The sequence below is a fragment of the Paenibacillus sp. 01T443 genome (assembly GCF_056398325.1).
Genome location: NZ_JBFTPE010000008.1, coordinates 671,548 through 694,041 on the forward strand (window position 1 = coordinate 671,548; position 22,494 = coordinate 694,041).

18 protein-coding genes and 1 pseudogene are annotated in these 22,494 nt (G+C 49.0%); 3 read left to right on the top strand and 16 right to left on the bottom strand.

Translation table 11 applies throughout. The features are described from left to right. Positions 1-4 precede the first annotated feature (4 nt). The 3 genes from AC1DLI_RS16910 to AC1DLI_RS16920 all read right to left on the bottom strand — a co-directional run bounded on the left by AC1DLI_RS16910 (position 5) and on the right by AC1DLI_RS16920 (position 4,898). Entirely contained in the window at positions 5-1,252 is a 1,248-nt protein-coding gene (locus AC1DLI_RS16910) for an MFS transporter (RefSeq protein WP_477604494.1), read from the bottom strand. Positions 1,253-1,431: 179 nt separating this feature from the next. Further along, a complete protein-coding gene (locus AC1DLI_RS16915; RefSeq protein ID WP_477604496.1) occupies positions 1,432-2,850 on the bottom strand; it encodes a glycosyl hydrolase family 28 protein in 1,419 nt (472 codons plus the stop codon). 164 nt (positions 2,851-3,014) lie between these two features. Further along, positions 3,015-4,898 (bottom strand): beta-L-arabinofuranosidase domain-containing protein, encoded by a 1,884-nt coding sequence (locus AC1DLI_RS16920; protein ID WP_477604498.1) that lies wholly within the window; start codon positions 4,896-4,898, stop codon positions 3,015-3,017. Positions 4,899-5,050: 152 nt separating this feature from the next. On the opposite strand from AC1DLI_RS16920, the gene AC1DLI_RS16925 reads away from it, so the two are divergent. Next, positions 5,051-5,923 carry a helix-turn-helix domain-containing protein gene (locus AC1DLI_RS16925; RefSeq protein WP_477604500.1) on the top strand — a complete coding sequence of 291 codons (873 nt, stop codon included), beginning with the start codon at positions 5,051-5,053 and terminating at the stop codon, positions 5,921-5,923. A 161-nt stretch (positions 5,924-6,084) separates the two neighbouring features. After that, positions 6,085-7,155 carry a LacI family DNA-binding transcriptional regulator gene (locus AC1DLI_RS16930; protein WP_477604502.1) on the top strand — a complete coding sequence of 357 codons (1,071 nt, stop codon included), beginning with the start codon at positions 6,085-6,087 and terminating at the stop codon, positions 7,153-7,155. An 81-nt stretch (positions 7,156-7,236) separates the two neighbouring features. On the opposite strand, the gene AC1DLI_RS16935 is transcribed toward AC1DLI_RS16930, so the two are convergent. After that, positions 7,237-8,157, bottom strand: coding sequence for a nucleoside hydrolase (locus tag AC1DLI_RS16935; RefSeq protein WP_477604504.1), 921 nt, complete (start codon positions 8,155-8,157; stop codon positions 7,237-7,239). Positions 8,158-8,299: 142 nt separating this feature from the next. Here AC1DLI_RS16935 and AC1DLI_RS16940 point away from each other — a divergent pair, with 142 nt between their 5' ends. Next, a complete protein-coding gene (locus AC1DLI_RS16940) occupies positions 8,300-9,076 on the top strand; it encodes a helix-turn-helix transcriptional regulator (protein ID WP_477604506.1) in 777 nt (258 codons plus the stop codon). A gap of 26 nt (positions 9,077-9,102) precedes the next feature. Here the strand turns inward: AC1DLI_RS16940 and AC1DLI_RS16945 are convergent. The 12 genes and pseudogenes from AC1DLI_RS16945 to AC1DLI_RS17000 all read right to left on the bottom strand — a co-directional run. After that, positions 9,103-9,606, bottom strand: a pseudogene (locus AC1DLI_RS16945) (Ger(x)C family spore germination C-terminal domain-containing protein); the annotation flags it as partial. A gap of 115 nt (positions 9,607-9,721) precedes the next feature. After that, on the bottom strand, positions 9,722-10,612 hold the full coding sequence (locus AC1DLI_RS16950) for an ROK family protein (protein WP_477604508.1): 891 nt from the start codon (positions 10,610-10,612) through the stop codon (positions 9,722-9,724). A 73-nt stretch (positions 10,613-10,685) separates the two neighbouring features. Continuing rightward, a complete protein-coding gene (locus AC1DLI_RS16955; RefSeq protein ID WP_477604510.1) occupies positions 10,686-12,950 on the bottom strand; it encodes a GH32 C-terminal domain-containing protein in 2,265 nt (754 codons plus the stop codon). Positions 12,951-12,979: 29 nt separating this feature from the next. Then, entirely contained in the window at positions 12,980-14,482 is a 1,503-nt protein-coding gene (locus AC1DLI_RS16960) for a glycoside hydrolase family 32 protein (protein WP_477604512.1), read from the bottom strand. A gap of 75 nt (positions 14,483-14,557) precedes the next feature. Then, positions 14,558-16,192 carry an ABC transporter substrate-binding protein gene (locus tag AC1DLI_RS16965; RefSeq protein ID WP_477604514.1) on the bottom strand — a complete coding sequence of 545 codons (1,635 nt, stop codon included), beginning with the start codon at positions 16,190-16,192 and terminating at the stop codon, positions 14,558-14,560. A 111-nt stretch (positions 16,193-16,303) separates the two neighbouring features. Beyond that, positions 16,304-17,200: a carbohydrate ABC transporter permease gene (locus tag AC1DLI_RS16970; RefSeq protein ID WP_477604516.1), complete on the bottom strand. Its 897-nt coding sequence runs from the start codon at positions 17,198-17,200 to the stop codon at positions 16,304-16,306. Positions 17,201-17,213: 13 nt separating this feature from the next. Then, on the bottom strand, positions 17,214-18,179 hold the full coding sequence (locus AC1DLI_RS16975) for an ABC transporter permease (RefSeq protein WP_477604518.1): 966 nt from the start codon (positions 18,177-18,179) through the stop codon (positions 17,214-17,216). 142 nt (positions 18,180-18,321) lie between these two features. After that, positions 18,322-18,768, bottom strand: coding sequence for a hypothetical protein (locus AC1DLI_RS16980; protein WP_477604520.1), 447 nt, complete (start codon positions 18,766-18,768; stop codon positions 18,322-18,324). 28 nt (positions 18,769-18,796) lie between these two features. Continuing rightward, on the bottom strand, positions 18,797-19,744 hold the full coding sequence (locus AC1DLI_RS16985) for a 3-oxoacyl-[acyl-carrier-protein] synthase III C-terminal domain-containing protein (protein ID WP_477604522.1): 948 nt from the start codon (positions 19,742-19,744) through the stop codon (positions 18,797-18,799). A gap of 4 nt (positions 19,745-19,748) precedes the next feature. Continuing rightward, complete coding sequence (locus AC1DLI_RS16990) at positions 19,749-20,633, bottom strand: class I SAM-dependent methyltransferase (RefSeq protein ID WP_477604524.1); 885 nt, start codon at positions 20,631-20,633, stop codon at positions 19,749-19,751. 49 nt (positions 20,634-20,682) lie between these two features. Then, a complete protein-coding gene (locus tag AC1DLI_RS16995; RefSeq protein ID WP_477604526.1) occupies positions 20,683-21,660 on the bottom strand; it encodes a methyltransferase domain-containing protein in 978 nt (325 codons plus the stop codon). Between the two features lie 21 nt (positions 21,661-21,681). After that, positions 21,682-22,494 carry an ABC transporter permease gene (locus AC1DLI_RS17000; protein WP_477604528.1) on the bottom strand — a complete coding sequence of 271 codons (813 nt, stop codon included), beginning with the start codon at positions 22,492-22,494 and terminating at the stop codon, positions 21,682-21,684.

Consider the following 22,494-nt stretch of genomic DNA (forward strand, 5'->3'; position numbering starts at 1 on the left):
GGTTCTAAATCAGCTCATTGCGCGCCTTCAAATATTTATACAAGAAGCAGCCCGATACCGCACAGATCAAAGCGCATAAGCCGATAAATCCATAACCGGCTTGGAGTCCCCGCAGCAAGCCAAGTTCCGTATCTGCACCATAGCTGTTTCTGATCCCTTTGGTTATTGCGCCGATCGCATAATTACCAATGACGCTGCCCACACCCATCAGAGTGACGGTAAACGTAATCGCAGTGTCGCTTCCGCGCGGGTATCTTTTGGCGATAAAAGCCATGACGGTGGGATAGATCGGAGCAATCCCAATGCCTGCCGCAGCGAACAGAAACGCCAATGATTCACCGCCTAGCACGGCAATAAAGGTGCATATGGCCGACGAGGCGGAGAAAATAATAAGAGAAAGATTAAAGCCGATTTTGTCCGTCACCGGACCAAGCAAGAGCCTGGCTGCCGAGAAGCATAAAAAAAATACGGAGAGCATGCCGGAAGCGGAAACGCTGTCCCACTTGTAGGCTTTTTCCAGAAAATTGACCAGCCAACCGCCTACCGCAAGTTCCGATACGACGCCAAACGAAAGGAGAAGTACAAGTAGCCATAAAGCTGGATCCCGCACCAGGCTTTTCAGCGGAATCCGATCCTCGCTGGACAAATCATCGCCTGGAAATTTACTTAGAAATGCCGGGATCATTGGAAGTACGGATAGGCAAAGCATGATTAAATACATTGCCCGCCAATCGATTGCATGGCCGAACAAGCTTACCGTCATTAATCCGGATGCTATCATGGGAGCAACGGTGGAGCTCAGCCCGTAAAAGAAATGGGATAAATTCATCATGGTTCCCGTATTCCTCACAAAAATCCGAGCGCCGAGAATCGCCAATGCAATTTCCAGCATTCCGTTGCCAATATACATGAGGAAATAAGATGAAGAAAAGACGGGATAGCTTTCGGAGAAATAGATAAGTATTCCCGACAGCAGCATCGACCCGAAAGCCATAATGCTCACGGCTTTGATGCCCAGCTTGTGCGTTAAAATCGCCGTAAAGGAGCAAGCAATCAAATACCCCAGCGCATTAAGCGACAAAAGCGTTCCGAGCTGCATCTCATCCAGCATAAAATCAAATTGAATACGCGGGATGGCCGGACCTTTAATATTTTCAGAGATTCCAAAAATAATAAATCCCAAAAAAATGGTCGCGAGCTGCATGGCATAGGATTTATTAAACCTCTGACGTACTTGCATTTGTTTGTTCATTGTGAAAAATCCCTTCTTTAATCTCGTATCATTTCGAGAATCCAGCACTTATTAAAGTCCTTTAATTACCTTCAGAGCTTACCATAGGCAGGAGTGAAATACAACGGAAAATCCTCGCTTTCGCATACAAAAAAAAGCCACGCTGCGAGTGGCTTTTACATGTTTGCTACCTATATGTTTTACTGCTTGTCCTCATTCACAAATGAGATATTGCTGGTATAATCATTAACGGATAATGCATGATGATTTATTCGATCAACCGTCTCCCCGCCAATTCTCAGATTGATAAACGTGACCCCGTCTATTGCCCGCTCCCCGTCATATCCATGGATTCGTGACGGATGCGTCGTGCCGCCGGCATATTCGACGTTTTGAAACACAATCTGCTCGATTCGTTTTCCTGGCGCAGGGTTATAATCGGGGTTATGGACGACGCGAATATCAAATAACTGCCCCATTTCAATGGACTCAACCCGAATTCCGTTATATAAGACGTTTCGCACAATGTTTTTATCCCCTGCATTGATGGACATGGCACCCCAATAATTAGGTTGAGGCTCGTGATGCTCCAATATATCTATGTTTTCAAAACGAATGTCTTCAATAATATCCCCGTCCGCGTCATAATCACCGTGAGTACCGATCATTAGAGGATGTGCGACATCGGCCCAAAGCACCGAGTTCGTTACTTGTATGCGGCGGGAATCTCCGCGGTACTCCCATCGGCTTCCGTAAATGGCGATGCAATCGTCAGAGTTTCGCATAAATACGCCATCAACGCGTATATCCGAGCTCGACATGATATCGATCCCGTCCGACCATCCGCGTGTGCTGAACGATTTGAGCCCTTGTATGCTTACATGATTGGAGCCTCCGACATAAACACTATAATGAGGCGTATCGATTGTCATAATTCCTTCAATAGCTATTCGTTCAGAATGTTTGATACGAACCCCGCGGAAAGCCGAGTACCGATGAAAATCTGCCAAATAAATCATGCCGCGTCCGCGAATAGTTACATCGCTTACGTTATCGCAGACAAAAGATCCTACGACGGCTGCTCCTCCATCGATATAGACGGTCTTCCCGGTAGGCAGACGAACGATGGTTTCTTCGATATAATGCATACCTGGCGCAAAATACAAAATGCTTGCCTCCGTCTCCAGCCACTCCTGCCGATGGATGCCTGGCTTTATAACCTTCACGTCCTCATCATTTAACGAAGGAACGTTAACCTCGAGCGCATTACCGAACAAATGCAGATTGCGGAAACGATCATCATTGACCTCGATGGACAGCATCGTTGGGTGATCTATTCGAAACGAAATAACATTTCCATGCTGCTCGGGCACGATCCCTAATGCCAACGGTCGGATAATAACAGATTCAACATGGGTATAATGACAAGCAATTTCCACGTCAACAGGACCCTCTAAATCAAAATAAGCCATCGAGGCTTTTCGCACCTGATGCATATCCACTTTGACTTCGTAAACCGGCAGCGTTATCCATTCTCCGCCGCTTGCGCGTACTTTTATTTCAAAATCGCCGTTTTTGGGAATATCACGTAATTCGGGATAGATGTTGACTTGGCTCATTAGATCTAACTCCTTTTTATAAAAAAAGCGAATGCTTGCAATTTCAAATCGAGAATAATATTGTTCTTGATTATAACGCGGCATTCGCTCAAAAAGTGTTGATTTAATGCTTATAAATGTTGATATTTTGCGATGCTTAACCTTCTGGCCTTACGGTTCCTCCTTTAGCACGGCGCAATCGGAAAGTAAACGCTGTAGGTCTCATCCTTTATTTCGTACAACGGAATGAATTGAAAGCCTCGATCCTGCCCTTTGGTACGATAATAACCTGGATTCCACCAGCTGTGGTTACGTTCCCGATCCGGAACAAGCAATGACTCCAGCTGATCCGGTTTGCCGACAAGCATTCTTTCCTCCGCTACCAGGCCTGCCAACACGATTGGCCCGTCCATAAATGCGTACATCCCCGACTCGCCCGGAAGGAGCTCAGCAGTTAACGTCTTGCGCAGTTCCAGGCGAACTATATCCCCATCGGTCCATTCACGGTGCAATTCCGCATACGATGACGGCTGCCAATCCCCCTGCTGCTGTTCGCCGTTGATCGAAATCGAAGCTTGACCATGCAGCCACCAAGGCAAACGCAGCTTCAAACAAAACGACTTGCTGGGAGTTAGCGAAAGCTTGATTTCATAAATGAAGCTTTCCGGCCGATGAACCGGGATGGCTGGCACATCCACCTTCGTGATCGTTGTCATCCCCACTACATTCCATGAATTCAGCGGATACAGTCCGTTTTGCCCGTCTTGCCGGATCGATAATTCAATCGACGTATCATCTAATTTTGCAGACAGCTTCGATGGCAGCCATTGCATAATCGCAATGCCTTGTTCGTCCTTCAAAAATATTTGCTCATGATAGGCTGCATTCGCTTGTACCAGCGTGCCATGACAGCACCAGAAATGCTGTGTGGCAGAGCCCCATCTCTTTTTGCTTCCAGCACCGATACCTAGAAAATACGCAATCATACCCGTTTCTCCATGTTGGTGAGCGAGTACGCCATTATAGAATCTTCGTTCCCAATAATCTGCGTAAATCGGATTGCCAGACCAGCGCAGCAATACATGAGCTAACCGCATCATATTGTAATTCACGCAGTGCTCCTGCCCGACCCCCATCCGTGTCATATCCTCTGCCGGCATCCAAAGTTCCGCATCGTCTCCGGCACCTGTCACTAGATAACCGCGATCCTCTACCGCGCACTTCCAGAACGCCTCGACAATATGACGGTAACGTATTTCTCCGGTTGCCTCCCATGCCTTAGCTGCCCCCAAAATTTCCGGTATTTGCGTATTGGCATGTTTATTTGTCAATACGTCCTGTCCAGCCAGCAGCGCATCAAAGAAGCGGTGGCGGTCGTAACGCTCGATCAAATCCCGATGTTTCTTCTCTTTCGTTAAGGAATACAGCTCTGCCCAAGTTTCCAGCATACCCCCTGTTTCCATATCAAGCAGATCATCCATTTGCTGGCGGGTGAATGGATCTGTCCAGCAGTGAAACCAATCCGCCATTTCGACCATTATCCTAAGCGCTTGCTCATTTCCGATTAGGGTATGCGCTTCATGGAGGCCCATCAACAACTTATGAACGGTATAATGCGGCGCCCATACCCACTTGCCGTTCACGATCCTATGCATATAGGTTTCTGGAAAAGCGGCCAGAAACCCGCTGCCTATGGCTGCCTGGCACCTTGCCAGCTCCGAGACGATAAAGTCGGCTTTGGCCTTTACAAGATGATCGCCCGTTTGACTATAGATACGGGCTGCAGCAGATAACCAGTGGCCCATCATATGGCCGCGCAGCTCACAGGTTGGCGATTCCCATCCCCAATGCCAGTTTTCAGGACCATCCATGCTCGTTGTTGTTGCGCTGGTTGTCCCGCCGTTGCCGCTATAGCTCCATAATCCGGCTTCCAAATAAAAATTTCGGAGAAGATTTTCGTTAGTCAAGCTCATGACGTAATGTTTATTTATTTGAAACCGTTCTTGCAGCGGGCCTGGCGCTAGTTGAATGCTGCCAGTCGAAAATTCCAAAAAATTAATATGATCCATTTTGATAAACCTCCCTTTTTTTGTTCGGTGAGATTATCATATAATCTATAAAAATAAAGAAAAATGCACGAATCCTCAGATTTCATATCTTTTTTTTAGGTATTAAATCGTTAACGCCTGCCGATAAATTATTAATTTGGGAGGGAATCATTTTGGAATGCAACCTATATTTGAGCGCGGATCGCATACCGCTAGTTAGAGATATCGGAATGAGCCGCACCGACTCCCTTTATGCTCACCCCGATCGCACGGTTAACTATGACGTTTTTCTCTTTGTGGTCCACGGGTGCATGCAGGTCATAGAGGAAGGAACAGAGTATTTCGTTAGAGAGAATGAACATTTATTTCTGAAAAAAGGAATGCATCACTGGGGGCTCCCCTTAACCGTTCCGGGAACAGCCTGGTATTGGATTCACTTCAGTACACCGATTGCCGAAGATATTGCGTATCGTGAGCATCCTCCGCTGCCGGAAATCGATTATTATCAGCCGGATCACTATCACTACCTAATCCCGATGCCAAAATACGGAACATCACCGTTCCATTCCGTAATAGAAGCTCGTCTACAAGCGTTAGCGGCAGATTACTTCATTCCTGCAAATCACGGTATGATGCAGCTGAGTCTGCGCGTATGCCAGTTGTTTCTCGATTTGCAGAAGCAAATGATTCAGCAGGAGAAAGATCGGCAAACAGGCAAAGCAGACACCATTGCCGGGCGAGTGATGACTTTTTTAATGCAGCGCAGCGAGGAGGATTTTGATTCCTCCAGCATTGCAAGCTACATGAAGCTCAACTATAGCTATCTCTCTTCCGCGTTCAAGGAACAGACCGGACAAACGATCGTTGAAGCGCATGCACGTTTGAGAATGGGTAAAGCCATTGAATGGATGAGAAATAGTTCCCTAAACGTTTCTGAGATCAGCGAGCGGCTCGGTTACCGTAATCCCTACTACTTTAGCCGCGTATTTAAGAAGGTGCTCGGCGAATCTCCCTCCTCCTATATGCGCAATATCTATAAAACCTAGCGAAGATTCCTAAGTCGTCCATGTTTTTAATAAACGTTTAGTCTTTTGAACTTCTTTTACACTAAACTTTACATAAAAAACGAGTCTCCCCATTGCTTAATTCGTTTATTTTTATTAAACTAAACATACTAAACAACTGATAATCGATTGGGGATATAGCCATGAAAATGGACGACATAGCACAGCTCGCAGGCGTATCGAAAGCCGCTGTTTCACTTGCAATGAATGGAAAACCAGGCATCAGCGCAGATACTCGCGCACGCATCCTGCAAATTGCCGAGGAAAACGGCTACGCAGCGAAAACAAAAACAGCTTTAGCCGAACCGGCGCTAAAGTCCTTAACGTTCCTTGCCTTTGCCAACTCGGGCATCGTATTGGAGCAATATTATGAACAGCCTTTTTTCCGCGAGCTCATACACCATATTGAAGATCGCTGCGGCCAAAACGGTTTTTCCCTTATTTATGCCTCTGTTGAGCATGAGAATTACGAGGAGAAGATTAAGGCATTGGCCGAAGAAAAACGGAGCGACGGCGTCATTCTGCTCGGAACGAATTTGAATCAAGGCCAGATCTCCCAAATCAGTAAGGATATTTTGGTGCCGCTCGTCGTAATGGATAACTGCTTTGACACGCTGCCTGTTCATTTCGTCGGGATCAATAATGTGATGGGAGCCTATCAAGCGGGGGCACATCTATGCCGCAGCGGCCACCAAAGCATAGGTTATATCTCTTCCAATGTGCGTATTCACAATTTCGACGAACGTAAACGGGGCTTCGACGCCGCTCTGCATGAAAACGGCCTCCGCGTTGACGAAAGCTGTATCTTCTCGGTAGCGCCAACCATTCTTTCTTCACAGGAAGCGTTAAAGAAACAGCTTACGGAGTATCTTAAAGCAGGAGGATCACTGCCGACCGCCTTTTTCTGTGAATGCGATTATATCGCGATCAGCGCAATCAAGACGCTTGGCGAGCTTGGATACCGTATTCCGGAGGATGTTTCGGTCGTTGGATTCGATAATATCTCAGAGTCCAGAATCATCACCCCTGAGCTGACTACCGTTCATGTAGCGAAAGAGCGAATGGCCCATCTAGCCGTCGATTTGCTAATAAACACGATCGCCTTTAATGATCCAATCAAAACGAAAGTTACGGTTGATACTGAGCTTATTGAGAGAGCTTCTTCGTCAGCTCCAAAGCAGTTAGCAGCTTCCAACCGCACAGACGCTTCATAAATACCCAAACTAAAAAAGCGATGCTCAGCGTAATGGCCGAGCATCGCTTTTTTAGTTTGATCCTTACTGCTAAAACTCTTCCTAGCTCTTTGCCAGCTTGGAGAACAAATCATAGAAAACGGCGTCACGGTCAATATAGCTTGCGCAGCGTATTAAATGCCGGGAAGAATCGATGCTCCAGCGGAAATCAGCTGCTAGTCTCGGACTTTGCGTAAGCCGGGAGGGAACATAGTCAGGCTGATTGAGCCAGGCTATGACCGAGATATCCCAGATGACCCGGGAATAAGCAAAGTGATCCTCCTTGCAGTTTTTATAAGTCTCGTAAAGGTACTCGCCGATCGCGCCGGCAGGCTTCACATAATCCCGAACCTCGGATAATGTCGTGCGCAGATTCGAGGCAACCCCCATGCATGGAATAAGCACCAAAGGCACACCGGAGTCCAGCAGCACCCTCGAGGCGTGAATATCCTGCGCCAAATTAAACTCCCTTGTATCCGCCCATTCCAGTGCGTGGCCGCCCAGCCAAACGACGACGATTCGCTCGATTATTCTCGGTTCCATGAGCATCGCGCTTGCGATATTCGTAATTGCTCCGATGGCTACGACATACAACGGATCGCCCGGATCGCTCGCCATAGCGCGCTCTACCAAATTTCGAGCAGCCTCGCTGTCAACAGGAGTATGTGCTTCAGGCAAATAGGATTCAGATCCGCGATACACAGGAATATCCTCTCTGCTCATGAGCTTTAGGATGCGAATGATTTCATGATAGCTTTTTTCCATGCCATCCTTCGGCCCCGTCGACAGCTCGTTAAAGAACGGAGCCGCGTAAAGCGCTTGAAGCTCGATCTTCTCCGGTGAAAGCAGCGCATAGATCACAGCGAATTGATCATCAATTTCATTAAAAGTATCGGTATCCAGCAACATTCTGACTTTTCCCTTTGGAGCCTCCAGCTTGCGGACCAGCTCATCCGCTGATAACACCGGAAAATTCACGTCCATAACAACATCCTCCATCAATATAATGAATTGGCTTTCAAGCGATGCTATAATGAATTCATTTTATAAATAATTTAATCATTACAGTAGCCTTATTCGGTTATTGTTTATCACGAATTGGCTAACTTGATGGGAGATGCGTTTGATGGCAGCTTCGTTTGATTTCTTATATCAAGCAACACGCATGAAAAATGAATGGATTGCGCCTCATCACCATCCATGCTACGAGCTGGTCTATTACGTCAGCGGGCAAGGGAATACCCGAATCGGAAAAACGGATTATTCCTTCAAGGCGGGAGATTACGCGATTATCGCCCCCTGCACCGTACATGAAGAACGGCATGAATTGCAGTCCAAGGTCATGTTTTGCGGTTTCGCCGGCAACGTTTACCCTCCCTTGGTAGAAGGAATCTACCATGAGACTTCCAGCCTGCCCATGGGCAAGCTGATGCGTGCTATCGCAAATGAGCTTCGCGACAAGAAACCATTCCATAAACAAATGCTGGATAACCTGGCATCTAACTTATATTTAGAGCTGTTAAGAGCTCATCCTACACAAGTAATCGAATACAGAACGGATGTCATTCAATACGCCCAAACCTTTATAAACGAATATTATATGCACAAAATTGACTTCCGCGCGTTGGCTGACCAATCGGGTTACAGCTATGACCGTTTTCGCCATTTATTTAAAAACAAGGTCGGCGCTTCTCCTATCCAATATATTTTGGAGCGAAGGATCGAGCATGCCAAAGCGATGCTACGACACACACAAATGCAGGTCTCGGTTATCGCCATGGAATGCGGATTCTCTACGGATGCGCAGTTTTGCAGCATGTTCAAGCGAGAAACAGGCATCACTCCATTGCGCTACAGGAAGAGAGCATGCCTTACCTCTTCTGATCCCGGAGCCCATCAATAGTCAACAAATGACATGTCGCAAATCGACTACTTTGTTTCTTTGCTGAGACCGATCCTCTTAATGCTTACTTTAGCTTTAATGGTCACTTCTAATTCTGGAAATACCGTGTCCCATTTCTTTTTATAAGTACTATTCCATTGTCTCGGATAGGATTGGTAAACGGTCCTTCCGAATCCGAATATGTCCGAACGAAATTGCTTTTGTGCTTTATTTAAGGTCTGCTCCATTCTCTTCTTAATACTCTCTTCCAGTTTGGTCTCTATTAGCTCTAGCTCTTCCGATTTCGAAAGATTAATTGGGGAGGCATTTTCCAGCACGCTTACATCAGAGCGGGATTTCACTTCCATTTTTAGTTCGCCGTTTTGGAAATACGGTTTGAAGTCCGTATCCGCTTTTAAAAATTTAACGCTAACTTTGCCGCCTCCCTTTTCCTCGGGAATGTTGACTGTCATCACACCCAGATTAACCTCGTTTCGAAGGTGTAATATCCCCCGGGCTTCGGAAGCATTCATCCAGCCGACCAATTTGTCTTTCTTGAATACTCCCGGCGGCTCTTTGAAAACCTCTCTCTATTAGAATAAAAAAGAACTGCGTGCTTATTTGCCTGCAGTTCCTTATCCGTCAAACTATCGTACCACTCGTATATTAAGCTGAACACGTCGAACGTTCTAAAGCCGCCAATCCAAGCGCAAGCGAACCGCTTAAGCCTGCATTGTCTCCGAGACCGGGAGCAACGATGTAATTATCAATTCCAATTTGCAGCGCAGCCGCATTCAAATAACCGTTCAAATTTCTTCTGACCTCTGCCCGAATCATCGGCAGAAGCTGCTTCTGCTGCATCACGCCCCCGCCCATAATAACCATTTTCGGTGAAAGCATGAGTATGGCCGATGTTACGGCTTGTCCGAGATAATACGCTTCCATCGCCCATGCCAGGTGATCCGCTCCTAACTCGCTGCCTTTGACTCCCCAGCGCGCTTCTATAGCGGGGCCCGCAGCGAGTCCCTCCAAACAATCGCCGTGATAAGGGCAATGGCCTGCAAAGCGGTCATCCGGGTGGCGTCTTGGCAATAGGTGACCTCCTTCCGGATGCACGAGGCCATGCACAAGCCTGCCCTCCGAATAAACGCCTACTCCGATGCCCGTTCCTATCGTGAAGTAAACGCAGCTGTCCAGTCCCTGTGCTGCCCCCCATTTCGCTTCGCCGTAAGCGGCGGCATTCACGTCCGTGTCCCAGCCGAACGGCACGCGAAACTCACGCTTCAGCGTTTCAAGAAAAGGAAAGCCCGACCAGCCAGGCTTTGGCGTAGTCGTCACGTAGCCATACGTTTCGCTGTGCGAGTCGATATCAATCGGTCCAAACGTTCCGATGCCGATTGCTTCTACCTTTTTGTCTGTGAAATATTCGATAACCTGCTCCATCACCCGCTCCGGATGCACGGTTGGAAAGCTTATGCGGTCCTCGATTATGCCGCTTTCGCTGCCGATTCCGCATACAAACTTTGTGCCGCCTGCTTCGATTGCTCCTAATCGCATGTTCATAATCTCCTTTGCCTGATCATCGCTTAAATGGCTGCCCTGAAAGGGCAGCCGTAAACAAAGACTCATGTTATAAGTAAATGGATTTCATCTTCCAAACGCTTACTGATTTAACCTTCTGCTTACCGTCACCCAAAAGCTTCAACCCAAGCGCATCCTCGAGGGTCGGATAGACCCTGGTCGTTAAGCTTTTCAGACCATTCGCATAGACCTCGACCATTGATCGATCCAAATAGATATGCAGCCGCAAAGCCTCGCCCGATAGCTCCATCTTGCCTGACTGTATGCCGTTCGTCCTCTCTTCGCTAGACAGCGTGGTCTTCGTTCGGTCTACGCCGAGCTCAGATTTACTCCGGTCATAGTAGATGAGCGTCTCTTCATCCCTAAGCGGGGATTGCCTTACCCAAACGCCTAGTTGATTCGCCGGCTCGTCTACGCCAAATTCGATTCGGATGTCGAGCATATCGCCTTGTACTTGCTCAAGCAGCTGGTTCGCCTCAGCCAGTGTCGTTTCCGAAATCTCGCAAAGCTGCTCGCCGCGCAGCGATTCCAGCTCAGCAATCGGCTCAATGCCGAGCCGCCCGTCCGATCTCATAAAAATTCGAAGTGGGAGTCCCGCATTATGTGCCCAACCGGAATCGTAATCAAGCTGCGGCGTTCTCTCACCCTGCGCAATCGTAAAAATAACATTACGGCCTGTTCTCGGATCAACCATTCCGCTTGGCCCGGTAAAATGAAAATCACCTACGTCAATCAGCTGCGGCTCTTCATGATCGGGAACAAATCGCACTTCTTTCCGGTCAAATGAGCCAATCCAGTAGAATACTTCCACGTCAGCGCCTGGACCGAGCGGGCTGATTAGCAATACATGCTTCTCACTTCCCGAGGCGTCCTTTCCAAGCGGGAGCAGCACCGGAAGCTCCCACATATTGCCGAGATAAGGGTGCTTCAGGGGATCACTGACATAAAACGGACCGTGATACGTCCAATCAATCATATTCTCCGACGTATACGCGAGTGCCGTCCCTCCTTGCCCATCCGTGCCTGAGCCGATGAGCAAATACCACAGTCCGCCTTCCTTCCAAACGTATGGATCCCGGAAGTCGCCGAACATGCCCTGCCCTTTTTCTTGCACGATCAATGGCTTCGGATGTTTCTCCCAGCATACGAGATCGCTGTCGCCATCCTGAAGAAAACGGCTGCGGGCAAGTCCTACCCGCTGATTCGGGGATGCGCTGTCATCGCCTGCTGTAAAGAACAAAGCCGGTATGCCGTTCTCATCATAAGCCGCGCTCCCGGACCATACGCCGTCCGGATCGACAGCCCCCTTCTCGGGCGCAAGCGCAATCGGCAGGTCTCGCCAATGAACCATGTCGTCACTCACCCAATGGCCCCAATGAATCTGAGCCCAATAAGGTCCCTGCGGATTATGCTGATAAAACAAATGATATTTTCCGTTAAAATAAATCGGCGCATGCGGCTCATTCATCCAATGAACCGGCGGACTCGCGTGATACTGCGGCCGGTGCCTGTCTTTGAGGAGCGGCGTTCGGTCGAGCCGAATGTCTGCCTCTGGAATTAAAGGCGTGCTTCCGCCATAAGGGGTCAATGCCTCTTTGTAAGCCGCTGCAATCTGAACGACGGTCAACGCCCGGGAGTAAATCCGCACGTCGTCCATAAGACCATCGAACATGTTGTGACGGAATGACTCTGCGAGTACCGCAGCCTGATTATTTTTTCCAATCAGCAGATCCGCGGCGCTCGGGCTCATTGCCCGATCCGCAGGCGTTGCTTGCTCGGCAACCTGTTCTCCGTTTAGGTAAAGTCTCATTACGCCTTCGCTCTTGCTGAAGGCTGCGGCAACATGAGACCAGGTTTGCTTCTCAATTGGCTTGTGATGACACCAGAGCTCATGCCAGCTTCCGCCAATACCGACCTGCAGCGACCATGAGCCGTGTCTATACATGCCTAAGATATAACCTTCCGCCGCTTCGCGATTATGCTGATTGACGATAGCGGAGAGACGTTTTTCCACTCCCCATTCATAAGAACGCGGAGCGACCCATGCGGAAACGGTAAACGCATCGCTTAGCTTAGGAGCCTTTTCCGCGGGACGAGTTATCCACGTCGAATATCCGTCAAACAGCAGAGCGCCGCCGCAAACGCCGGGACGCCACTGCGGGTCCGCTGCTTCCGTAAATCTTGGTTGAAGTAGAGCGTAAGACACCTCATCCGTTTGTCCGCTAACCAGGTCAGCCGCAAAGGCGCCATTCTTCTCATCCAGCGGCCAATGGGCTTCAAGCCCCGTTGATTGTTCCTGCTTATCCTCATTCATGAACATCCGTCCTCCCGATTAGCCTGGCTTTATTGGCCAACAGCCTCCGTCGCTTTTGATACGTAAATCGATTTAAGCGGATAAATCCGCAGCGAACGAAGCTGTACTGTTCCGCCCTTCGCATATACTTCCATTCCATGACTACCCTCACGAGGGAACAGCTGATCCGTTATGACAAGTCCTCCCTCATCCGCAAACACCTCTACGGAAGAGCGGTCTACCCAAAGCTGGAGCTTAATGACGCCGTCCACTGCCTTAAGCAAGGCCTCATGCCTGCAGCCGAAATCAGAATGAAAATCAATGATGCCTGAGTTCGAACGGTCTATGAACAGCTTACCGGCAGTAACTTCGTAACCGACAACTGTCTCGTGCTTCTCGCCAGCATGTATTTTAAACCCGAATTCTTCCGCCGTTTCCAGCTCGAATTCCGCTTCCAATTCGTACAGTCCATCCGTCAAGCCGCTGAGCAAGCTGTTTCCCGGCTCGATCGGCTCATCGTTCCATTCCCGGATGCCGAGTCTAAGCTGCTCAATTTCGGCAGCGGCTGTCTGGACAAGGCGTACGCCCTCCGCATCCTGTCTCAGCGATAGGATACGCGGAAGCGTCATTGCGCCACGCCAATCATCCGTCGGAATTAAATTAGCATATTTCCAATTGTTCATCCAACCGATAAACATCCGTTTCGACTCTAGGTCAGGGGCATCCGACCAGGTCACGCCCGCGTAATTATCGCGTCCATGGTCAAGCCATAGTACGCTTTCCGCCGGATTGTCGTTCATGAACGAAATACCGTCAAACTCGCCGATAAAATATTGCGTTCGTGAGCCTTCTGGGCACTTCTCCGAATCACCGATGCTTACGATCATTACCCACTTTTTGGCATCATCCCCGTCTTTCACCGGCAGTGCAAATAAATCCGGACATTCCCATACGCCGTCATGCGAACCATCCTGCGCACCAAATTCGCTTGCGAACGTCCAGTCCTTTAAGTCAGGCGAGTGGTAAAGAAACAGCCGGTCTCCGGCGGCAAGCACCATAATCCAGCGATTCGTTTCCTCATGCCAGAACACCTTCGGATCTCGGAAATCCGCGCAGCGCTCATCGATGAGTACCGGGTTCCCCTCATAGGGAATCCAGGTGCGCCCATTATCCTTGCTGAAAGCAAGGCTTTGCCGCTGCTTGGATAGGTCCGAATCCGGAATTGTCTCCGTTTGCGTATATATTGCAACGAGCCCGGCTTTCCCGTCGAAAAAGCCGCTCGTATCGTTCCAATCGACAACCGCGCTTCCCGAGAAGACGGTCCCGTTATGATCCGGATATAACGCGATCGGGTGATGCTCCCAGTGAATCAGATCTTTGCTGACCGCATGGCCCCAATGCATCGGACCCCATATCGTGCTCTCCGGATGATGCTGGTAAAACAAATGGTATTCCCCTTCGTAATAAACCATCCCGTTCGGATCGTTCAGCCAGTTGGCTGCAGGTGTAAAATGAAACTGCGGACGCAGTGGATTGTCGTAAGTAGTCTTCATATGATTTCCTCCTATCGGCGTATAAGCGGATGCAGGCCGCAGCGGCATGCGCCCCGGCCTGCATATCCTCTATTTTTATTTTTGTGCTTCTTTGTAACGGTCAAGAGCGGTTTGGTAAAGCTCCATCAACTTGCTAAGTCCCATATCCTGGGCTGTTTTCACATAGCTGTCCCAATCTTTGTCATTCATGCCGTCTACGATAAATTTAGCGCGCTGCGTATTTACGAATTTAATAAGTTCAGGCTCGATTTGATTGATAGTATCCAGCTCCTCCGGCAGGAAGAAAATCGTCGGATAGTTTTCTTTCTCCATGAATGGCTCGTAGTATTGCTCCAAATCTTTCTTCCGCTGCTGCGCGCGCGGCTCCATATCGACAATGGTTTTGAAATGCTCGCTTGTAATCACGCCTGCGCCGTTCGGTGCAACCTTTTGGCGAAATTCGCCCATGGATACGCCTTCTTCAAGCGGAAGGTTCACAAGCTTTCCGCTTGCATCCTTCTCATAAATAACGCCAATCGGGCCCCAGTGGATTTGTGCTGCCATGTACGGCTCATATTGCTGGTCGATCCAACGCATAGTCACTTCCGGGTTCTCGTTATCCTTCGTAATGACAAAGGCGTTTCTGCCTGGTCCTCCGCCATTGCCTCTGCCAATCGTCTTTTTGCCAGTCGGACCGGTAAGCGGCGGCACAAGAGCGTAGTTTGCGGCCTGTTCCGTACCTACAACCTCCTCGACTTCCCACCATACGTAGGAGCCGAGCGTTGGGTCAGGCGTTTTGCCTTTGGCCAAATATTGCGGCGCATCCTGCGTAAAGGATTCCGGATCGATCAGGCCTTGCTTATACCATTTTTCATTAAAATACTTCAAAGCTTCCTTGTATTCCGGCTGATTAGCCGTAAAAATCACTTTTCCGTCGCGTACAATACGGTGTTCAAGATTATCCGGCATGCCAAAGGCTCCGAATAGGCCCGCAATGTCCATACACCACTGCATATGCATGAAGCTAAGCGGAATTTCGTCGGCTTTGCCATTGCCGTTCGGATCCTGCGTCTTGAATGCGACAAGCGCTTCCGTATATTCGTCAAGCGTTTCCGGGAATTTCAAGCCCAGCTTGTCGAGCCACTGCTTGTTGATGACGTGGAAAAACGGGTTTGTGCCCAGCTCGTTTTCTTCCCATGTCGGAAGTCCGTAAATATGTCCGTTCGGAGCCGTGATTGCAGCCTTGATATCGGGCCTTTCCTCCAGCAGCTTCTTCAGATTCGGAGCGTATTGCTCAATCAGGTCTTCCAAAGGAATAATCGTTCCGTCCTCGCCGTACGTAATCAGTTCAAAATCGGAAAATTGCGAGGCATAAAATGCATCCGGCAGATCGCCGCTGGCAAGCAACAGGTTTTTCTTCTCCACATAATCCGTGTCCGGAATGTTATTCCATTCGATATGCACGTTCGTGTCGGTTTCCAGACGCTTGAAAATTTCCATCTCATTATATTCCGGCGCAAGAGCTGCTTTCGGTGAAACGAGCTGCAATGTAATTTTGTCTTTGACGATAGGCAAGCCTTCCTTATTGAAACTTGCTTCTTCGCCGGCAGCGTTGCCGCTGCCTGTATTCCCTTTATTCGTTTCTTTATTTCCTTCGTTGCTTGAGCATGCAGAAAGCATCATGGCGGTTGTCAAAAGTAAGCTGACTGCGATAGACCCTGTCTTTTTCATTTTTTGTGATCCTCCCTTAGTGGTTGTATCTATTTATTTATCATCAACCGAGTCCGATCCGATGCAGCACGGAACACGGAGATAATCAAGCGGATAACGGCTTTGCCGTTCTTAGCCCTTAATCGAGCCGATCATAACCCCTTTAACAAAATAACGCTGCAAGAAAGGATACAAAATAAGCAAAGGCAAGCTTGCAATAATAATGACGCCGTATTTGATAAGCTCGGTTACGCGAAGCTTTGCGGCATAGGACTCCACGTCGATCATCATGTTCGAGTTAACTTGGTTCTGAACAAGAATATTGCGGAGCACGAGCTGCAGCGGGAATTTCGATTCCTCGTTCAAATAGATCATGGCATCGAAAAAACCGTTCCAGAATCCGACTACATGGTAAAGCACCATAACCGCGATAATCGGTTTAGATAGAGGAAGAACCATACTGAGAAAAAATCTTGTATTCGAGCAGCCGTCGATAAAAGCAGCCTCGCGCATTTCGTCGGGAATCGTGCTCTGGAAAAAAGTCCGCACAATGATGATATTGAATACACCCGCAGCGCCTGGCACGACGAGCGCCCAGATCGTATTAATCATGTTTAAATCCTTGATCAGCAGGTAGGTCGGGATAAGACCGCCGCCAAAAAACATTGTGAACATAAAGAACCACATGATTGGCCCCCGACCAATCAGATCCTTTCTAGCTAACGGATATGCGGCCATCAAGGTGATGGTCACGCTTATAGCCGTTCCGACCACCGCATACAGCAGCGAATTGCCGTATCCGATCCAGATCGTCGAATCCGCAAAAATCCGTTCGTAGCCATCGAGCGTCAGCCCTTTCGGAAGCAGCCATATTTCCCCAGAATAGATGAGATTAGGATCACTGAACGAAGCAATAAGAACAAAATAAAGCGGATACAATATCAGCAGCATGCAGCAGGTTAAAAGTGTGTAATTGATGATGTCAAAAACGACATCGCCTTTCGTTTTTCGTTTAAGCAGCGTATTCATCGCTTTCTCCTCCTTACCATAAGCTTGTTTCCGTCAGCCTTTTGGCTAACCGGTTTACCATTACTAGAAGCACTACGTTTATGATGGCATTGAACAAGCCAATCGCGGCCGAGAAGCTGTACTGCGCCTTCTGAATACCGAGCTCATAAACATAGGTAGGAATAATGTTCGAGGCTGCGTAATTCAAATCCGTTTGCATTAGATAGGCTTTCTCGAAGCCTACGCTCATCACATTTCCGAGCGCCAGTACCATTAGAATGATAATCGTAGGCAAAATGCCCGGAATATCCACATGCCTGACCCTTTTCCATTTGCTTGCGCCATCCATGACGGCCGCTTCGTGCAGCTCGGGATTAACGCCGGCCAAGGCAGCCAGATAAATAATGGTCGCAAAGCCCGTTTCCTGCCAAATGCCGGAGAGCACATACAATGGCCGGAACCAACCTTCGTTTGCCAAGAACAGAATCGGCTCGCCGCCAAAAAACGTAATGACATGGTTGACGATTCCGCTGTTCGGCGATAGAAATACGCCCAGCATCCCGACTAGCACGACCGTTGAAATAAAATGCGGCGCGTAGATTACCGTTTGGACGAATTTTTTGTATCGCTTTGCCATCATCTGATTAAGCATCAGCGCAACGATAATCGGAATCGGAAAACCGAATAGCAACGAATACAAGCTGAGCAAAATCGTATTCTCCATAATCGGCCAAAAATTATAAGCTTCAAAAAAGCGGATAAAATGTTCAAAACCGACCCATTCGCTGCCCCATATACCTTTGCTTGCCCGAAAATCTTTAAAGGCGATCTGCACGCCGTACATCGGGAAATACTTAAAGATCAGATAGATTAGCACCGCCGGGAGCAAAAACAGGTATAGCTCGTAGTTCTGTTTGATTTTCACCCAAGTCCGATTGCCCTGTGCTGTTTTCGTACTCCCCTTTTCTTGTTGAAGAACCTCCGGCTTTGCCGTGATCATTTTCCATTCCACCTTCCACTCTTGCGCAATCGTTTACGTAACTCTTATGCAAGTCCCCTTAATTAAACCTTAACTTCTGTTTCCCTAAATTATTCCTTCAGAAAAACGTTTACGTAATCGTTTGTCTTGATTATAAGCGCTTTCATTCACAGTCGTCAAGACTATTTTTTCGCTGGTTCCCAGCGCCGTTTTTCGCTCTTATTTCGAGAATAGAAATCCGGTTTAGGCGGCTGGAGGAGACCGAACTTGCTTCATTGCATTCGCCATCTGTCAAGATGCAGATGGCGCGGGAGTAACCATCGTCGAACAACAGCCAGCCGAGCAGTTTAAGCGCGTGTTCAAGCGCCATTGGACCCGAGTGAGCGAGCGTGAGAGGCAGCGCATGCGAAAGCTTGAGCTTGCTTCTCATTTTGGCACACGCGCTTACTAGGGTATCTGATTCCGTATTCCGGCAGTATATGAGCACATCCAAGCCCGAGAGCCAATGACTGTTTGCTTCCAAGCAGGCCGAGATTTCATCCTCTAAAAGACGGACCCCGGTGATGGCGATATCCGAATAAAGGGTCGTAACCTCTAATTCCGTTTTCATCGATTCGAATGCCTCCTTTCTTGCGCAGTTACTCGTATTTGTGCAAGGAACAGCCGTAATACCCACCGAATCCAACGGTAATAGCCAAATAAATATCCCCCCTGCGCAGCTTTCCTCTTCGAACCGCATCCGTTACATTAAGCAAAATATCCGTGTTATGCAGATGACCCGCAGTTCCAAGCGTATCCGCGTAAAATAGCTGGATGGGAAAGCCCAAAACCTTTGCAAGGATACGCCAGGTTCCGAGCCCCAGATTCGTGCAAAAAACAAGGCTGAGCTCGTTAACGCCTACCCCTGCTTCACGCATAACTTGATTCACGACTTGACGGACCGACAAATAAAAAGTGGAAAAATACATTTTAATCTGCTCAGGGGAGCCATCGTAGGCAATACCGTCCGCTTTCAGCCCCGCAGCCAGTACCTGCTGCCCTCCTGAGGCAGGCTTCCGGTATAACGCGGCGCTTGCCGCATCACCAAACAACATAAAGGAATCGCTGCGTTCGCGTGCGTTCCTTGCTTTATCTGCCGTAACGAACAATATCGTTTCGTCATCCCGGGCCGTACCCGCGAAAAAAGTTTTCGCCAAATGAAGCGATAAATGAAAAGAAGCGCAGCCGTATTCCTCCATTTGCAGGACCGGCGGCGCTTCTGGCGCGAATTCCTGCAGAAGCCCGGCAAACAGTTCCTCCGCTTTTATGCCGGAATTCGTAACGCAGAAGAAAAGTATTGCCGCTACCCGCGTACCTTCCTGTCTGGCACGGATCAGAAGCGGCGCGCAAACGCTAACGATCATCTGCTCCAAGCTGTACGTCTGCTCCAGCGGCAGCTGCTCAAAGCCGTTTTCTCTGCATTCTTCTGCGTTTTGACGCATGGCGATACCTATCCCGCTTAGCTCATGAATGATCTCTTCAACCCGGATACGGGAATCCGGGATATAGACGCTGCTGTCCGCAATGGTGAACATGGGAGCCTTCATCTCATCACGCCTTTTTTTTCATATGCAAAATCTTATATTTTCTTTTGCCTGCGCGCATATCGTCATACAGGGAGGTTCCGGGTACGCCCATTGTTCCCCATATGGCGTCATCCTTTGCGATCGCTCCGTCGAGCGCTGCTATCCGGTTTCCCCTGGCCAAGTCGCTTGCCAGCAAAGCTTGCTCCGAAATATCGCGCGAGCGAACCGTTTCAAAACCGAGCGCTTCCAAATACCGCTCTCCTTCTTCAAATTTCCGCGCGTCCAAATCATCGGCATAAACAAACATTCCTCCCGGTTTCAGGATGCGGAACGCCTCGTCATAAAACAGCCGGATTCGCGGGTAAAGATCCGAAGCTTCAATGTTTAGCACAATATCGAAGCATTCATCCGCGACGGGCAGCTCTTCCGCATCCCCAATGCAGAAATAAGCGTACTCATAGCGGTTGCTTGCATGGCAGAAGGCGATATTCGCCTCGGTCAGATCGATACCCGCCACACTGCGGGGCTGATAGCTTTTGCAAAGCGCCCGAACGTTGCCGCCGCGGCCGCAAGCGATTTCCAGGACGTCGCTGCCCTGCACCTTCACCCCGTCCATTATTTCCCGAAGCAGCCGCAGCGATTGCTCGTTTACGCCTTTGGCGGAACGTCCGTCCTCAGCTGCCTCCGCATATCCCCAGTTCATAAACGAAGAAAACCTGGAGACGCCGTTCTCCTCTAGTGCCCGATTAAACGACGTGAACATTTCCTTCACGGCTTCCTTCTGTTCCCAGCACTCATCCGATTCCCGGCCTGCTCCGTTTGAAAGCAAACAAGGTATCCCGCCTTCGGCTAACCTGTAGCCTTGCAAGCATACCCCGCAATACAAGGAGAACTCCCTTTTTTCAAGCATCAGTTTGCACCTGGGACATGCCCACGCGTTACAAGCCGGGTGTATCATTTCACTCATCAAGGACCGCTCCCTTTTTTAACGGCAGCCCATCTATGCTGCAGCGAATTTCTTTGACCAAATGTATGATTTTGAACAATCGCCTGCCTGCTTTCATATCCTCATGCTTCTGCGTTCCAGGCGCCTCCAGCCACTCCATCGTCCCGTCATCGCTCTCGAACGAGCCTCCGAGCGCTTGGATCCGGTTGCCAAGCGACGCTTCGCCGGACTGCAGGACGTTTGCGGTAATATCACGGTTCATGGTCATTCGTAAACCCAGTCTATTCCAGATCTCCTCATAACGCGGCACATCGGCGGCATTCATGATATCGGCATAGATGAACGTTCCTCCCGGCTTCAATACCCGGTATGCCTCCTCAAAGAAACGGTCGATATGCGGATAAAGATGGGAGGATTCCACGTTCAGCACGAAGTCGCAGCATTCTGACTGAATCGGCAGCCGTTCTGCATCACCTACGCAATAATAGGCCTGCTCATAACGGCTGTTCCCATGGCAGAAAACAATATTGGACGGCGTGAGATCGATGCCGACAGCGCTGCCCGCGCCGTAGCTTTTGCAAAGCTCGTTAATATTGCCTCCCCTGCCGCAGCCGATTTCCACGATATCCTTACCCGAAACATCCGCTCCTCCGATGATTTCATGCAGCAAACGGATAAAGCTGCCGTTTACGCCCTGGAACCCCGCCTGCTCCTCTTCCAGGGAAGCGTAACCCCAGTTGATAAACGTTGAAAAACGGGATAGACCCTTCGTCTCCAGCGAGCGGTTAATCGAGTCAAATACCTCCCGCACGGCTTCCTTATGTGCTGCTCCTTGCGCCTCATCCTCCGCCAGCATAATCGCGATTCCTTCTTCCTGCTTATAACGGAAGCCGCATGGCTTGCAAACCAGATCGCTGCCCTCCGCGCACAGCGACTGCTTGCAAATGACGCATCCAAGCCTAATTCCGGTTAACGGCCACGACGGTATCAAATGATCTGCTCCCTTCTTTTTTTAGCCGCTTGCGCTGCTGTAATTTTTAATCGCTTTATTCCAAACGAGACGAACCGCAGCCAGCAGCAGTATGGGAGCAGCCGCGCCCCAAAGCATTAACCCTTTATCCAATTGTCCCATCACAGTCATCGGAGCAAAATTTGTAATGACGAGAAAGGGAAGAACATAAACGCCAATCCGCTGGATCAGACGGGAATAAATCGGCATCGGCATATTGTTCGCATCCCAAATCGCATAAAAAATGCCGGCCAGCCCTCCCGTATTGACAAACCAAAAGGACAGCAGCGCCGGGATAATCATCAAGCCGTACGTAATCATCAGCGCCGCTACGAGATACAGCGCAAATACGCATAGATTGTAAAATGTTACGGGTATGCCGAGAGCGCTCCAGCCGATGGATACCATCGTAATGCCGGCAGCGAGATTCGGAATCGGCATTCCCAGATCGATATAGCGGAGGGATACCATAAATTGCAGGGAAATCGGCTTGACCAGCAGCAGATCAAGCTCCCCCGTCCTCACATAGTCGGGAATGCGGACAAAATTCGTAAAGAACAGCCCTGCATACAGACCCGTCATGATCGTATAAGTGCCAACGAACATCAAAATACCGTCAGGTGCAATATCGCCGATGTGCAGGTCCGTCTTATAGACGACGATAACGTACAAGAGTTTAGAGAACAGGTAGGCGATTTCTACCGCAATGCCAAGCACAAAGTTCGTTCGGTATTCCATTTGTGCAATGAAGCAATTTTTAATAAAACGCAAATAAATGATGAAATAGCTTTTGAGCGTGTTAAGCCATGCCTTCAA